Origin of the sequence: Sphingobium scionense, assembly GCF_014197035.1 — a bacterium.
In the GTDB taxonomy this organism is placed as follows: Bacteria; Pseudomonadota; Alphaproteobacteria; order Sphingomonadales; family Sphingomonadaceae; genus Sphingobium; species Sphingobium scionense.
In genome coordinates this window covers 153,468-168,427 of record NZ_JACIEU010000002.1, presented here as the reverse complement: position 1 = coordinate 168,427, position 14,960 = coordinate 153,468, and the positions used below count along the sequence as shown (strand labels likewise).

General features: G+C 61.7%; 12 protein-coding genes. 7 read left to right on the top strand and 5 right to left on the bottom strand.

Going from position 1 to position 14,960, the window contains the following annotated elements; translation table 11 throughout:
• Nucleotides 1–59: 59 nt before the first annotated feature.
• The 4 genes from carB to carA are packed head-to-tail and all read right to left on the bottom strand — an operon-like array spanning nt 60 to nt 5,405.
• Nucleotides 60–3,395: a carbamoyl-phosphate synthase large subunit gene (gene carB, locus GGQ90_RS02630; protein ID WP_188080694.1), complete on the bottom strand. Its 3,336-nt coding sequence runs from the start codon at nt 3,393–3,395 to the stop codon at nt 60–62.
• A complete protein-coding gene (locus GGQ90_RS02625; RefSeq protein ID WP_188080693.1) occupies nt 3,395–3,865 on the bottom strand; it encodes a hypothetical protein in 471 nt (156 codons plus the stop codon). The genes carB and GGQ90_RS02625 overlap by 1 nt, the downstream gene beginning before the upstream one ends.
• Nucleotides 3,862–4,230: a ribonuclease E inhibitor RraB gene (locus GGQ90_RS02620; protein ID WP_188080692.1), complete on the bottom strand. Its 369-nt coding sequence runs from the start codon at nt 4,228–4,230 to the stop codon at nt 3,862–3,864. The genes GGQ90_RS02625 and GGQ90_RS02620 overlap by 4 nt, the downstream gene beginning before the upstream one ends.
• Nucleotides 4,227–5,405 (bottom strand): glutamine-hydrolyzing carbamoyl-phosphate synthase small subunit, encoded by a 1,179-nt coding sequence (carA, locus tag GGQ90_RS02615; protein ID WP_188080691.1) that lies wholly within the window; start codon nt 5,403–5,405, stop codon nt 4,227–4,229. The genes GGQ90_RS02620 and carA overlap by 4 nt, the downstream gene beginning before the upstream one ends.
• A 154-nt stretch (nt 5,406–5,559) precedes the next feature.
• On the opposite strand from carA, the gene GGQ90_RS02610 reads away from it, so the two are divergent.
• From GGQ90_RS02610 to rpoD, 4 genes are all read left to right on the top strand, one after another.
• Complete coding sequence (locus GGQ90_RS02610; protein WP_188080690.1) at nt 5,560–6,012, top strand: GatB/YqeY domain-containing protein; 453 nt, start codon at nt 5,560–5,562, stop codon at nt 6,010–6,012.
• A gap of 63 nt (nt 6,013–6,075) precedes the next feature.
• Nucleotides 6,076–6,519 carry an endonuclease domain-containing protein gene (locus tag GGQ90_RS02605; protein ID WP_188080689.1) on the top strand — a complete coding sequence of 148 codons (444 nt, stop codon included), beginning with the start codon at nt 6,076–6,078 and terminating at the stop codon, nt 6,517–6,519.
• On the top strand, nt 6,516–8,405 hold the full coding sequence (gene dnaG / locus GGQ90_RS02600; RefSeq protein ID WP_188080688.1) for a DNA primase: 1,890 nt from the start codon (nt 6,516–6,518) through the stop codon (nt 8,403–8,405). Before GGQ90_RS02605 ends, dnaG begins: the two co-directional genes overlap by 4 nt.
• Before the next feature lie 42 nt (nt 8,406–8,447).
• Nucleotides 8,448–10,493: an RNA polymerase sigma factor RpoD gene (gene rpoD / locus GGQ90_RS02595; protein WP_188080687.1), complete on the top strand. Its 2,046-nt coding sequence runs from the start codon at nt 8,448–8,450 to the stop codon at nt 10,491–10,493.
• An 86-nt stretch (nt 10,494–10,579) separates the two neighbouring features.
• Here the strand turns inward: rpoD and GGQ90_RS02590 are convergent, their stop codons facing one another.
• Nucleotides 10,580–11,776 (bottom strand): SGNH/GDSL hydrolase family protein, encoded by a 1,197-nt coding sequence (locus GGQ90_RS02590; RefSeq protein WP_223178053.1) that lies wholly within the window; start codon nt 11,774–11,776, stop codon nt 10,580–10,582.
• A 232-nt stretch (nt 11,777–12,008) separates the two neighbouring features.
• On the opposite strand from GGQ90_RS02590, the gene GGQ90_RS02585 reads away from it, so the two are divergent.
• The 3 genes from GGQ90_RS02585 to GGQ90_RS02575 all read left to right on the top strand — a co-directional run bounded on the left by GGQ90_RS02585 (nt 12,009) and on the right by GGQ90_RS02575 (nt 14,935).
• Nucleotides 12,009–12,692 carry a DUF6975 family protein gene (locus tag GGQ90_RS02585; RefSeq protein WP_188080685.1) on the top strand — a complete coding sequence of 228 codons (684 nt, stop codon included), beginning with the start codon at nt 12,009–12,011 and terminating at the stop codon, nt 12,690–12,692.
• A 100-nt stretch (nt 12,693–12,792) separates the two neighbouring features.
• Complete coding sequence (locus GGQ90_RS02580) at nt 12,793–13,638, top strand: AAA family ATPase (RefSeq protein ID WP_097382627.1); 846 nt, start codon at nt 12,793–12,795, stop codon at nt 13,636–13,638.
• A 250-nt stretch (nt 13,639–13,888) separates the two neighbouring features.
• The gene (locus GGQ90_RS02575) at nt 13,889–14,935 is read left to right on the top strand and encodes a hypothetical protein (protein ID WP_188080684.1); all 1,047 of its coding nucleotides are present in this window, start codon (nt 13,889–13,891) and stop codon (nt 14,933–14,935) included.
• Nucleotides 14,936–14,960: the final 25 nt, after the last annotated feature.

Below are 14,960 nucleotides of genomic sequence, written 5' to 3'. Positions count from 1 at the left end.
CTTCCCTTTGGCGGCGACCTACGTGGCGCCACCCGCAGCATGCTTCCTGGTGAAGGGGATCAGGCGTGCGACCCGGGATAATAGGACTGTAGCGAGCGCACTTCAAGGGCACGGTCCCGCAAAGCCTCGATTGCGTCCGCCGCAGCGACACTGGCGGTCGCGGTGGTGAAACTTGCAATCTTGGCCCGCAGTGCGCTGGTGCGGATCGCCTTGCTGTCCTTCAAGGACTGCCAGCCTTCGGTGGTGTTGAAGATCAGCTGTACGTCGCCATCGGTGATCCGGTCGACGATGTGCGGGCGCCCTTCGGCCACCTTGTTGACATGCTCGACGGCGATCCCCTGCCCTTCCAGATAGGTCGCGGTGCCGCCGGTGGCGATGATGGTGAAGCCCATGCCCGCCAGCTTCTGCACCGCCGGCAGGATCACCGGCTTGTCGCTGTCCTTGACCGAGACGAAGACGGTGCCGCTGGTCGGCAGCACGGTGCCCGCGCCCAGCTGCGCCTTGGCAAAGGCGGTGGCGAAATTGCTGTCGATACCCATGACTTCGCCGGTGCTCTTCATTTCCGGCGAGAGCACGGGGTCGACGCCCGGGAAGCGGTTGAACGGGAAGACCGCTTCCTTGACCGCGACATGGTCGATCGCGTTGCGATCGATCTTGGGCAGATCCTTGATCTTTTCACCGGCCATGACGCGCGAGGCGATCTTGGCGATCGGGGTGCCGATCGCCTTGGCGACGAAGGGCACGGTGCGGCTGGCGCGCGGATTGACCTCGATCAGATAGACAGTGCCGTCCTTGACCGCGAACTGGATGTTCATGAGGCCGCGGACCGACAGGGCATGGGCCAGCACTTCGGTCTGGCGCTCGATCTCGGCAATGATCTCGTCCGACAGGCTGTAGGGCGGCAACGAACAGGCCGAGTCACCGGAGTGGACGCCCGCTTCCTCGATATGCTGCAACACGCCGGCCACGACCACATCGTCGCCGTCGCACAGCGCGTCGACGTCCACCTCGACCGCATCACGCAGATACTGATCGATCAGCACCGGGGATTCGCCCGACACCTGCACGGCGGTGGTGATATATTCTTCCAGCTGGGCCTGGCCGTCGACGATCTCCATGGCGCGACCGCCAAGGACGTAGGACGGACGCATCAGCACCGGATAGCCGATCCGGTTGGCGACCGCGATCGCCTCTTCGCGGCTGCGGGCAATGCCATTGGCCGGCTGGCGCAGCTTCAGCTTGTCGATGAGCGCGGCGAAACGCTCGCGATCCTCGGCCAGGTCGATCGCGTCCGGGCTGGTGCCCAGGATCGGGATGCCGGCATCTTCCAGCGCCTGCGCGAGCTTGAGCGGCGTCTGGCCACCAAACTGCACCAGCACGCCGGCCAGCGTCCCCTTCGACATTTCGACATGCAGGATTTCCAGCACGTCTTCAGCCGTCAGCGGCTCGAAATAGAGGCGGTCGGACGTGTCATAGTCGGTCGACACGGTTTCCGGGTTGCAGTTGACCATGATCGTCTCATAGCCGGCTTCGCTCAGCGCAAAGCAGGCATGGACGCAGCAATAGTCGAACTCGATACCCTGGCCGATGCGGTTGGGACCACCGCCCAGGATGACGACCTTCTTGCGGTCGCTGGGCTGCGCCTCATTCTCCGGCTCGCCGAAGATCGGGGCTTCATAGGTCGAATACATGTAGGGCGTCTTCGCCTCGAACTCGGCGGCGCAGGTGTCGATGCGCTTGAACACCGGACGCACGCCCAGCTTGTGGCGCAGGCTACGCACTTCGTCCTCGGTCACGCCGCCGGTCATGGCGACGACAGCATCGTGGATCAGGCCGCTGCCACGCGCCACGCCGCGCTCATTGCCGCGCAGATTGACGGACTTGAGCGCCAGCCAGGCAAGACGCTTGTCGGAAAAGCCCATGGCCTTGAGGCGGCGCATGCCGTCCGCATCGCGCGGCAGGCCATGTTCCAGCACTTCATTTTCGGCGTCGACGATTTCCTTCAGACGCTCCAGGAACCAGGGATCGAACTTGGCGATATTGTGGATTTCCTGAACGCTCAGCCCTTCGCGCAGGGCCTGCGCCGCGACCAGCAGACGATCAGGCGTCGCCTGCGCCAGCGCGGCGATGATGTCGTCCTTGGGCGCGCCGACCAGATGATCGACCTGGTTGAAGCCGGACAGGCCGGTTTCCAGACCGCGCAGCGCCTTCTGCATCGATTCATGGATGTTGCGGCCGATCGCCATGACTTCGCCAACCGACTTCATCGCGGTGCCCAGCAGCGGCTCGGCCCCCTTGAACTTTTCAAAGGCGAAGCGCGGAATCTTGGTCACGACATAGTCGATGGTCGGCTCGAACGAGGCCGGGGTCGCCCCGGTAATGTCATTCTCGATCTCGTCGAGCGTATAGCCGACGGCCAGCTTCGCCGCGACCTTGGCGATCGGGAAGCCGGTCGCCTTCGACGCCAGCGCCGAGGAACGCGACACGCGCGGGTTCATCTCGATCACGATCAGGCGGCCGTCCTTCGGATTGACCGAGAACTGCACGTTGGAACCGCCGGTCTCGACGCCGATCTCGCGCAGCACCGCGATGCTGGCGTTGCGCATGATCTGATATTCCTTGTCGGTCAGCGTCAGCGCCGGCGCGACAGTGATGGAGTCGCCGGTATGGACGCCCATCGGATCGACATTTTCGATCGAGCAGATGATGATGGCATTGTCGTTGCGATCCCGCACGACCTCCATCTCATATTCCTTCCAGCCGATCAGCGATTCCTCGATCAGCACTTCGGTGGTCGGGGAAGCGTCGAGGCCGCCGCGCACGATGTTGACGAACTCTTCGCGATTATAGGCAATGCCGCCGCCGGTGCCGCCCATGGTGAAGCTGGGGCGGATGATCGAGGGAAGACCGGTATATTCCAGCGCCTCCAGCGCCTCTTCCATCGTGTGCGCAATGCGCGAGCGGGCCGATTCCAGGCCGATCTTGTCCATGGCGTCGCGGAACTTGATCCGGTCCTCCGCCTTGTCGATCGCCTCGGCGTCGGCGCCGATCATCTGGACGCCGAACTTCTCCAGCGTGCCGTCATTATAGAGCGCCAGCGCCGTGTTCAGCGCCGTCTGGCCGCCCATGGTCGGCAGCACCGCATCGGGCCGCTCCTTCTCGATGATCTTCGCCACGATTTCGGGCGTGATCGGCTCGACATAGGTCGCGTCGGCAAATTCCGGGTCGGTCATGATCGTGGCCGGGTTGGAATTCACCAGGATGATGCGATAGCCCTCTTCCTTCAGCGCCTTGACCGCCTGCGTGCCCGAATAATCGAACTCGCACGCCTGGCCGATGATGATCGGACCAGCGCCGATGATGAGGATGGAGGAGATGTCGGTGCGTTTGGGCATTAGTTTTTCTTCGCCTTTAGGGATTCGATCATTCCATCGATAATTGAGCGGCCTTCCGGGCTGCTTGCGTTCATGACGTTGACGCCAGCACTCACAATCGGCCCATTTTTGGGTTCGAAGGACCAGCCTAGGAAATTCATCTTTGCGGCGCTGGCCACCTCCAGCATCCTAGGCATCCTGTCGTTCAGCCAAGCGATTGTAGGATAGGCGTTTTCCCAAGCCTCAACGCCAGCACTTCCCCCGATGCCGTCAATCTCGACATCGAATGGCATGGCATCAAAAATCGGCTTGGAAAGCTGAACACATTCAGCGTCCTCATCCCAGCGATCATTCTCTTCATCCGCAGGGCAGAAGAAATGGTAACAGACGTGGCAAGCTGCTGGATCAATGGCACCGAGCGCATCGATATCCGACAATGCCGCCTTACCGACCTCCAATAGATGGTCTAGCGAGGTTGCAGCAGCACTCAATGCACGCCCCCCGCCTGCGCTTCGCAGCCCCAGCCGTCATATTCGACACCGCAGAGGATTTCGATCTGGAGGCACTTTTTGGTCAGCGCGCGGATCGACTGCTCATCGACCGGCTGCACACATTCCAGGAACAGGAACAGGTCGCCATCCTCATCTTCCTCCCGGTCCAGTTCGACGAAGCCGAACTGGCTGGCGATGGTCAGAACGCGCTCGAAATCCTGCTCGCTGCCCCGGAAGCTGACATCCACGGGCCGCGCGAGACGCGCGACGTCGCCATTGCGCTTGAGATTGGCGAGGACTTGCCTGTCCGCCTCCCACTCTGCGGCAAGGCGCGCTTCGTCAACCGGGGGCAGGTTCTGGCTCACGCGGCGACCGCGCCCTTGAGGCCATCGACGAACTTCTTGAACAGGTAGAAGCTGTCCTGCGGGCCGGGCGAGGCTTCGGGGTGATACTGCACCGAGAAGGCGTTCTTGTCGGTGAGTTCAATGCCGCAATTGCTGCCATCGAACAGCGAAATATGGGTCGAGCGCGCATTGGCCGGCAGCGTATCGACATCGACGGCGAAACCATGGTTCATGCTGGTGATCTCGACCAGGCCGTCCGACAGGCGCTTGACCGGATGGTTGGCGCCACGATGGCCCTGATGCATCTTGATCGTCTTGGCGCCAACGGCGAGGCCCAGAAGCTGATGGCCGAGGCAGATGCCGAAGACGGGGATGTCGGCAGCCAGCACCTGGCTGATCACCGGCACGGCATATTCGCCGGTCGCGGCCGGATCGCCCGGACCGTTCGACAGGAACACCCCATCGGGATTGAGCGCCTTGACCTGATCGAAGGTCGCGGTGGCGGGCAGCACGGTGACGCGCGCGCCGGCCTGCACCAGATTGCGGAAGATGTTGTTCTTCGCGCCATAATCGATGGCGACGACATGGGGGCGTTCCTCACCCGCTTCATTGAGGCCATAGCCATGACCGATGGTCCAGACGCCATCCTTCCACAGGCGGCTTTCCTTGCCCGTGACTTCGATGGCGAGGTCCATGCCTTCAAGGCCCGGCCAGGCGGCCGCCTTGGCCGCGAGCGCGACGATGTCGAAATTGCCGTCGGGATCATAAGCGATGACGACGTTGGGCGCGCCCTTCTCGCGGATCAGACGGGTCAGCGCGCGGGTGTCGACACCGGCGAGGCCGATGCGGCCCTGCTCCTTCATCCACTGGTCGAACGGTTCGACATTGCGGAAATTGCTGGGCGCGGTGACGTCCTGCCGCGCGATGCAACCCAGCGCATGGGGCGAGGCGGCTTCGACATCATCCAGATTGGTGCCGACATTGCCGATATGCGGGAAGGTGAAATTGATGATCTGCCCGGCGTAGCTGGGATCGGTCATGATCTCCTGATAGCCGGTGATCGAGGTATTGAAGCAGAGTTCGCCGACCGCTTCGCCGACCGCGCCGAAGCCGCGACCGAAGACAGCGGCGCCATCGGCAAAAACCACGACCCCTGTCGCTCCTTTGGGCACAATGAGGGTCTTGGCGTCAGCCATGGTCTGCGGTCCTTTATGCTTTTGCGGGAACCCGTCTGGTGCGGGTTAAACGGCCGGTCACCTATTCCTGCGAGGCGTGAAGGTCAACGTCTGTTAAAAATCTCTTTTCGCATTATATCTGCTCCTTTCCGCAAGAGACAGGATTTATTCGCCGATGATTCGCGACACCATCAAGAGCGCCCAAGTGCAGTCCATGAAGGCCGGCGACAAGGATCGCCTGGCCGCCGTGCGCCTGATCCTGGCCAAGCTCAAGGATCGCGACATCGAATTGCGCACCGCCAGCAATGTCCCCGACGACGACAGCATCGTGGTCGAGGTGCTGCAGAAGATGGTGAAGCAGCGCCGCGAATCAATCGACATGTTCAAGAGCGGCGGCCGCGACGAGCTGGCTGCCAAGGAACAGGCCGAGCTGGACGTCATCGAGACCTTCCTGCCCGCGCAGCTGAGCGAGGACGAGACCAAGGCGGCGATCGAAGGCATCAAGGCAGAAGTTGGTGCTGAAAGCGTCAAGGACATGGGCAAGGTCATGGCCGTGCTCAAGGAACGCCATGGCGCGGTGATCGACATGAGCAAGGCGAGTGGCCTGGTGAAGGCGGCGCTGAGCTGACCCTTCCGCACTAGTCCCCCTCCCGCTTGCGGGAGGGGTCAGGGGAGGGCATGTTCTTGACCGATGGACAAAGGCTATGCTCGCCCTACCGCGAAAGCCCGCGCGCTGCGCAATAATGCCACGGAAGCCGAGCGTGCTCTGTGGCAGGTGATCAGCGCCCGCAAGATTTCCGGCATCCGCTTCAACCGTCAGGTGCCAATCGGCCCGTTCATCTGCGATTTCGTAGCCCGCGCGATCGGTTTGGTAATTGAAGTGGATGGCGGACAGCACGATGATGCCGTCAACGCTGATCGGACGCGCCATATCGAAGCACGAGGCTTTCGCGTGATCCGTTTCTGGAACAATGATGTTCTTGGCAATATCGAAGGCGTGACTGAGGAAATTGAACGGGTGATTGCGGACATGCCCTCCCCCGATTTGGGTAAACAGCGCCCCGCGCTGTTTAGGCCAAGCCGGGGGCTTGACCGACCCAAATCGCCCTCCCGCATGCGGGAGGGGAGATTTTGACCCTCACGCCCCAATGGCTGGACGAACTGCGCGCGCGGACGTCGCTTTCGACGTTGATCGGCAAGACCGTAAAGGTGCAAAAGGCAGGCCGCGAATATAAGGCTTGCTGCCCCTTCCATAACGAGAAGACGCCCAGCTTCACGATCAACGACGAGAAGGGCTTCTACCATTGCTTCGGTTGCGGAGCGCATGGTGATGCGATCCGCTGGATGACCGAGCAGCGCGGCCTGCCCTTCATGGAGGCGGTGAAGGAACTCGCGCAGACGGCCGGCATGGACGTGCCCGCCGCCGATCCGCGCGCGGCCAAGCGCGCCGAGCAGGCCAAGGGGCTGCATGACGCGATGGGCGCCGCACAGGGCTTTTTCGAGGAGCAACTGGCTGGCATCGATGGCGGCGACGCCCGTGCCTATCTCGCCAAGCGCGGCATCAGCGATGCGACCCGGCGCACGTTTGGCTTTGGCTATTCGCCGGATTCGCGTGGGAAGCTCAAGACGTCGCTGCGCGATTTTGGCGAGCCGATGCTGGTCGAGGCCGGGCTGCTCATCGATCCGGATGGGGAACGCGACACCTACGACCGGTTTCGTGGGCGCCTCATGCTGCCGATCCGTGACATTCGCGGGCGGGTTATCGCCTTTGGCGGCCGGATCATCGGCCAGGGCGAACCCAAATATCTGAACTCGCCCGACACGCCGCTCTTCGACAAGGGACGTACCCTCTACAATATCGACCGCGCCTCCCCCGCCAGCCGGCAAAGCGGCCGGGTGATCGTGGTCGAGGGCTATATGGACGTGATCGCGCTGGCCCAAGCCGGTTTCGGCGATGCGGTCGCGCCGCTCGGCACGGCGCTGACCGAGCATCAGATCGAGCGGCTGTGGAAGATGGTCGAGGTGCCTGTACTCTGCTTCGACGGAGATGCGGCCGGGCAGAAGGCGGCGATCCGTGCCGCGACCCGCGCCCTCCCCCTGCTGCGTCCCGGTCATAGCCTGTCATTCGCTACCCTGCCGACGGGGCAAGACCCCGACGACCTGCTCCGCGCCGAGGGGCCGCGCGCGATGGATGCGGTGCTGGCCGCCGCGCAACCGCTGGTCGATCGCCTGTGGGAGCATGAGCAGAAGGTCGCACCACTCGACACGCCCGAGCAGAAGGCAGCGCTCAAGCAGCGGCTCGCCGCCCATAGCGACTCGATCCAGCATCCCGATGTCCGCGCGCTCTATGCCCAGACATTCCGGGAGCGGTATGACGCGCTCTTCTTTGCCCGCCCCGATCGTTTTGGCGGCGGCCAGCGTTCGCAGCGCAGCGCAGGCGGTGGCGGCGCCCGCGCCGGCTGGCAGCGTGACAAGAAGGGCAATTGGAAGCCCCCCGTCCCGCCCGCCGGTAACGAGGCGCGGGAGATCGGCGCAAGCGGCATGGAACATCGGCTGCTGCGCGCGATATTGGCCAGCCTGCTGCGCGATCCGGAGCAGATTGTCCTGCACCGCGAGACGCTGTCAGGCCTGCGAATCGGCGATCCGGCGCTCGCCCAATTGCTGGATGCGATGATCGCCGCATCCTTCCGCAAAGAAACAGTTGAAACGCAGGCCCTCCTTACCATATTGGGGCAAGGTGACTTGTATAATATGGCTAAGGGGATGCTCCGGGCCGATACGTTCACATTCACCCCACATAGGATGACAACCGACCCCAGTCGCGTGCAGCGCGACCTGGACGAGGCCATCCGGGTGATGGCGCAAGGACCGGAGCTGGAAACGGCGCTGGCGGAGGCTACTAGACGGTTCGAGAGCGACTTCAGCGAAGAGAATTTCGCTGAGCAGCAGCGCATCCGCGCACTGAAAGCCGATCACGACAGCCGCCTGGCGGAACTGGCGCAGTCCGAAGACATTGTTTGATTAGGGTCGTTCCTGTCGGGACGACGGAGTTAAGGCGAATAAATGGCGACCAAGGCGAACAGCAAGAATGGCGGGATGGGCGATGGCGAGGATGGCGATGCCCCCCTGCTCGACCTCAACGAAGCGTCCGTCAAGAAGCTGATCGCGCGCGCGAAGAAGCGCGGCTACATCACCTATGACGAACTGAACGATGCCCTGCCGCAGGACCAGATGTCCTCCGAGCAGATCGAGGACATCATGTCGGCGCTCAACGAGATGGGCGTCAACATCGTCGAGAATGAGGAAGCCAGCGAAGACGGCGACGAGCAGCGCGAGCGCGAAGATGCCGAGGATGCCGAGGATGATTCGGGTGACGATGACGGCGCGCCCAAGCTGGTCACCGAAAAGAAGAAGGAAACGGTCGATCGCACCGACGATCCCGTGCGCATGTATCTGCGCGAAATGGGCGCAGTGGAGCTGCTCAGCCGCGAGGGCGAAATCGCCATCGCCAAGCGGATCGAGGCCGGCCGCGACACGATGATCCTGGGTCTGTGCGAAAGCCCGACCACCTTCAACGCGATCATCGAATGGTCGACCGCCCTCAACAATGGCGAGATGCAGCTGCGCGAGATCCTCGATCTCGACGCCATGCTGTCCAAGGATCCTGCTCCGGAAAATCTGGAGGAAGGCGCCGAGGACGATGATGGCGAGATCAGCGAGAAGACCGCCGGCCCCAGCTTCAAGGAAGAGGAAGAGCCGGAGGAAGAATCCGCCGACGGCGACGAAGATGAGGACGGCGCGCCGCGTGCCCGCCGCAATGAGGAAGAAGAGGAAGAGGACAACACCCTCTCCCTCGCCCAGATGGAAGAAACTCTCAAGCCGATGGCGCTGGAGAAGTTCGCGACCATCACCGAGATCTTCCGCGCCTTCTCCAAGGCCCAGGCATCGCGCATGGTCGCCATGGCCAATGGCGAAAGCCTGAGCCAGAAGGCTGAGGACAGCTATCACGAGTTGCGCGAGCAACTGACCGCCGAGGTCGAGAGCGTCCAGTTCCACCAGCAGAAGATCGAATATCTGGTCGATCAGCTCTATGCCTATAACCGGCGCCTGACCGCGCTGGGCGGCCAGATGCTGCGCCTGGCCGAGCGCCACAAGGTCAGCCGCAAGGACTTCCTTGAGCGCTATATGGGCCATGAACTGGACGATGCCTGGCTGGAAAAGGTGCAGGGCCTCGACAAGAAATGGGCCGCCTTTGCCGCTGCCGAAGGCCGCGCGGTCGAACGCATCCGCAACGAAGTGAGCGAGATCGCCCAGGCGACCGGCATGTCGCTCAGCGAATTCCGCCGCATCGTCAACATGGTGCAGAAGGGCGAGCGCGAAGCGCGCATCGCCAAGAAGGAAATGGTCGAGGCGAACCTGCGCCTCGTCATCTCCATCGCGAAGAAATATACGAACCGCGGCCTGCAGTTCCTGGACCTCATCCAGGAAGGCAATATCGGCCTGATGAAGGCGGTCGACAAATTCGAATATCGTCGCGGTTACAAGTTCAGCACCTATGCCACCTGGTGGATTCGTCAGGCGATCACCCGTTCGATCGCGGATCAGGCGCGGACCATCCGTATCCCGGTCCACATGATCGAGACGATCAACAAGCTGGTTCGCACCAGCCGCCAGTTCCTGCATGAACAGGGCCGTGAACCCACGCCGGAGGAAATGGCCGAGCGCCTGTCCATGCCGCTCGAAAAGGTGCGCAAGGTGATGAAGATCGCCAAGGAGCCGATCTCCCTCGAAACGCCGATCGGCGACGAGGAAGACAGCCATCTGGGCGACTTCATCGAGGACAAGAATGCGATTATCCCGGTGGATGCGGCGATCCAGGCGAACCTCAAGGAAACGGTCACCCGTGTCCTTGCCAGCCTGACCCCGCGCGAGGAACGCGTGCTGCGCATGCGCTTCGGCATCGGCATGAACACCGACCATACGCTGGAGGAAGTGGGCCAACAGTTCAGCGTGACCCGCGAGCGTATCCGCCAGATCGAGGCGAAGGCGCTGCGCAAGCTGAAGCACCCCAGTCGCAGCCGCAAGATGCGCAGCTTCCTGGACCAGTAATATAGGCTAGCAAAAAAGACCTGGCCCGGATCATCTCCGGCCAGGTCTTTTTTTACCTAGTGAGCTTGGCGGCTAGCACCACGATTTCAGGCCTCCACCGCCTCCATCTGGATGCCGTCCGGCATTGCGACGTTATCGGTAACTGGGCTAATCACCCCATCAAACAACAGATCGATGACGGCCAATTCATGCGATCCTTGATCCGGCAAGCGCGCCGTTCCCCGATGCTGGATATTATCATAGCCGACCTGCTCGGCCTCTGCATCTGCGACCAAACGAAGCGAGAAGCGCTCCTCGACATCCAGTGACGCACAAATCTGCTTGCCGAAATATTGATCGGGAATGACCAAGTTGAGCAGGAACGGATATTTCTCGTCATCGAGCGCACGCCGTCGTAGCGAAAAATAGCTTTTATGTGCACCGAACTGCGCACAGACAACGCCATCCTCGCGCGTGGACACTACCATGACAGCGACAACACTTCCCTGAACATTGAAGGAAATTTCGGCTCCCTCACCAATAATAGCGGCACGTTCTGAAAATAAAGAGTTAGAAAAATCACGAAATTTGGTATCAGCAGGCAACATCATATCGAATTTATTAGCCATCACCGCCGATTGCGCATTGATGAAATGACCAGGCATGATTGGCGCATAATCCCGTGCTAAACCATACCCCTCTCCCTTCAATATCCGATCTGCAACCATCTCTCCGATCATCACCTGCAGGAACTTATGATAATGGGATTGATCTCGGTGCCATTCCTTGGCTGGGTCCCAATAGTTGAGCGGCGCCTTCGCCAAAAGCTCCTGTGTGACGTCGATTGTCGACACCCCGTAGCGCATGTTGATCAACGCCACGCCGCTGCTGATACCTGAAATTTGCGTCCGACCGGTGTTGCTGCGAGAGAAAAGCAGCGGCGTGAGAATTTGCGCCGTCGGATTGTCTCTACGCAGACGCGCAATCATCCCTTCATAGGCCTTGGTCCATTGCTGATGGATTCCGAAACGCGCAAGTTCCGCATCATTAAGGGCATACTCAACGATGATGACGTCTGCATCAATATGCTGCCCCTTTGTCACCACTTGCCATAAACCGAAATGACAAAATGTACCGCCGACCGAGAGATTGCGAAAATCGACCTTCTTACCGGTGCGCCTCTCAAGATTGGCCACAAGAGGAGGGGTGTATCCATTTCTCATCAAAGAATTAGATCCACCGATTACGCAAAGCTTCAATGTATCAGGCATCTTGCCCCTTTCGATCCTGCCCAGGCGAACCATTTCAATATGCACCAAAAATAGGCGTGTGAAGAGAAGTTTCGTAATAGCGTCATATGGGGAGCAAAGTCTGGATGGATTATCCTGATCGCCGCCTCCCTATCGCTAAAACTCGGCTCGTCGCATGCATATTGCGTTCCATCGACACAGGCTCAGGTTTAACCCGGCGTTTACGCACCTTGCCCTAAATTATGCCCAGCGGCGCCCCTTACGCCGTTGCCACAGGGAAATTTCTATGAGCGAAGTGACGGCGCTGCGCCGGGGCGACGATATTGCGCAAATCCTGGATATGCTGGTTCGTACCGATGGCAGCTATGGCCATAACTACACGATCCAGGCGAGCCAGGATGCACGGTCGCGCGATGCCCTGGGCCTGCCGGACCTTGCCGATGCCGCCTATTATCTCTGCCTGCTCCATGGTCGCCATCCCGGCGTAATCGATCATGCCGCCACACGGTCCGTCGAAAATGCCTCGCGCCGCTGGCTAATCGAGGCAGCAGACGCGTTTGCGCGGGAGCGCGCCTATCTGACCCAGGTGACCGTGGCCGCAGGCCCAGCCCCCAGTACGGCGGGCCAGAGCAACTGCGAAGCGCTCGTCAGCCAGCAGCGCCATGCGCTCGACATGCTGGCCCAGTCCGACCGGCGCGGCTGCGCCATGGGCGCGGCGATTGCGCTGGTGCTGGACTGGCGTGCCGTGCGCAAGCTGCTGGACATTGCCGCGCTTCGTGCGGGCATAGAGCCCGTACCCTGTGCCCTACCTGATCATCGCGCAACACTGGAAGTCGCCCGCGCCATCGGCGGCGATCCGGCTGTCGATCGCGCGATCCAGTTCGGCATGCGCCAGTTGCTCGCCCAGCATCGCGGCTTGTGGGATCTGCTTGAAGCCCGCGCCGCCATCCGCCGCCAACAGCAAGACTGATCCATCGCCCTGCCGGTTTGCCGCAACGCACAAACGCGTTGCGCCCCAATCCCGCTTTGCCTAGTCCGGTCCTCCAGCAATGATGGAGCGGAAGAGAGCCATGCGCTTTGAGGGCACCCAGGATTATGTCGCCACCGACGATCTGAAGGTCGCGGTCAATGCCGCGGTGCTGCTGCGCCGGCCGCTGCTGGTGAAAGGAGAACCCGGCACCGGCAAGACCGTGCTGGCCCAGGAAATCGCCAAGGCCATCGACGCCCCCCTCATCGAATGGAACGTCAAGTCTACGACCAAGGCGCATCAGGGCCTCTATGAATATGATGCGGTGGCCCGTCTGCGCGACGGCCAGTTGGGCGACGAGCGGGTCCACGACATCGCTAACTATATCCGCAAGGGCAAGCTGTGGGAGGCCTTCACCTCCCCCACCCTGCCCGTGCTGCTGATCGACGAGATCGACAAGGCCGATATCGAATTTCCCAACGACCTGTTGCAGGAACTCGATCGCATGGCCTTCCATGTCTACGAAACCGGCGAGACGGTCGCGGCCAAGGAACGGCCGGTCGTCATCATCACCTCGAACAACGAGAAGGAATTGCCCGACGCCTTCCTGCGTCGCTGTTTCTTCCACTATATCAAATTCCCCGATCGCGAGACGATGCAGGCGATCGTCGATGTCCATTTCCCCGGCATCCAGAAGATGCTGGTCAGCCGCGCGATGGACATTTTCTACGACATTCGCGAAGTTCCGGGCCTCAAGAAGAAGCCCAGCACCAGCGAATTGCTCGACTGGCTGAAGCTGCTGCTGAACGAGGACATGCCGCTCGACGTACTGCAGAATGCCGACCCGACCAAGGCGATCCCGCCACTACACGGCGCGCTGCTCAAGAATGAGCAGGACATCATGATGTTCGAGCGCCTGGCCTTCATGGCGCGGCGCCAGGGGCGCTGAGGCCGCGATTCGGCCTGGGCGAATCGCGGCCGTCGCGCTGGATGAACCCGACCGGGTCACACCCCAAGGCCTGATCTGGACCGATACTGCGCCACGATCAGCCCATCACGACCCGCAATTGCCACGATTTCCGGGGCAAATAGCGCCGGCGACATGAAGGCCGCTTGCGCCCCTGTGGAATCCATGGTCTCCTGACCCTCTGACATTCAAGCCCGCGCCAAGACGGTCTGAATCGAGAGAGAGGATGCCAATGCCCAAAAGTGCGTTGTTCCTGTGTTCGATGGCCCTCTGCCTGACCTTGCCCTCGCTGGCGCAGGCGGCGGACGATATCGAGGCATGGACGCCCAGCGATACTGCCATAAGTGCGACCGCCGCCGGCATCAGCCTGCCGCAGACGGTCGCCAGCCTGTCACTGACCAAGAGTGGCGAAGTGTCGAACGGCGGCAAGGGCATCGACAATTACGCCCAATATATTTCGCAGGATGGTGCCATCCAGGCGACCCTCTATGTTTATCTGCCGGCCTATGCCGACGCCTCGCTCGCCGCATACATGACCGACAAGGCGGTGATGGAACGGTTCGGCACCAAGACCCATCGCACCGCCTATGACAGCGTCGCAGCCGGCGGTACTGCGGGCACCGCGATCCGCGCCGTCTATGACGATGCCGCCGATGGCGCACTGACGACGGCGGCCGCCTTTGCCCATGCCGGGCGCTGGATGGTGAAGCTGCGCGTCACCGGGCCGACCGAACGCCGCGCCGAAGTGCTTGCAGGGCTGGACGGGATGTTGGCCGGCTTGCAATTCGACGAGGTTTCAGCGCTGCACGCGACCAGTCCGGCCAGCTTCGGCGCCTGTCCCACCGGCGACATCAGCGATGCCCGCCTGACCAAGGCCGTGCCCAGCGGCACCGCCGGCCAACCCGTGCCGCAGGATGTCCGCATCCCGCGCGAGGGTAAGGACAATCTGTGCATTCGCGGCACCGTCCAGACTGCGCAGGGCAGCTATGACATGTTGCAGCAGACGGGTCGCAGCGACGGCGCGATCATCGTGCCGGTCGACGATAGTGGCACCGTCCTCGCCTTCGATCCCGCCACCCGCGACCTTGGCTATCAACTGTCAATCCATATGGTCGGCCAGACTGATCTTTACGGCATCTATGACAAGGTGCCCAGCGGCCGCCAGATCGCCGCGATCCTGGACGGCAAGGATCCCCAGACGGCCCAGGCCGAAGCCACGGCACTTTATGCCGCCAATGGCGAGGTGACGATTAGCCAGGGGGCACGCAAGCCCAACTGAGGCGGTTTTACAAAGTCCTGGGTGC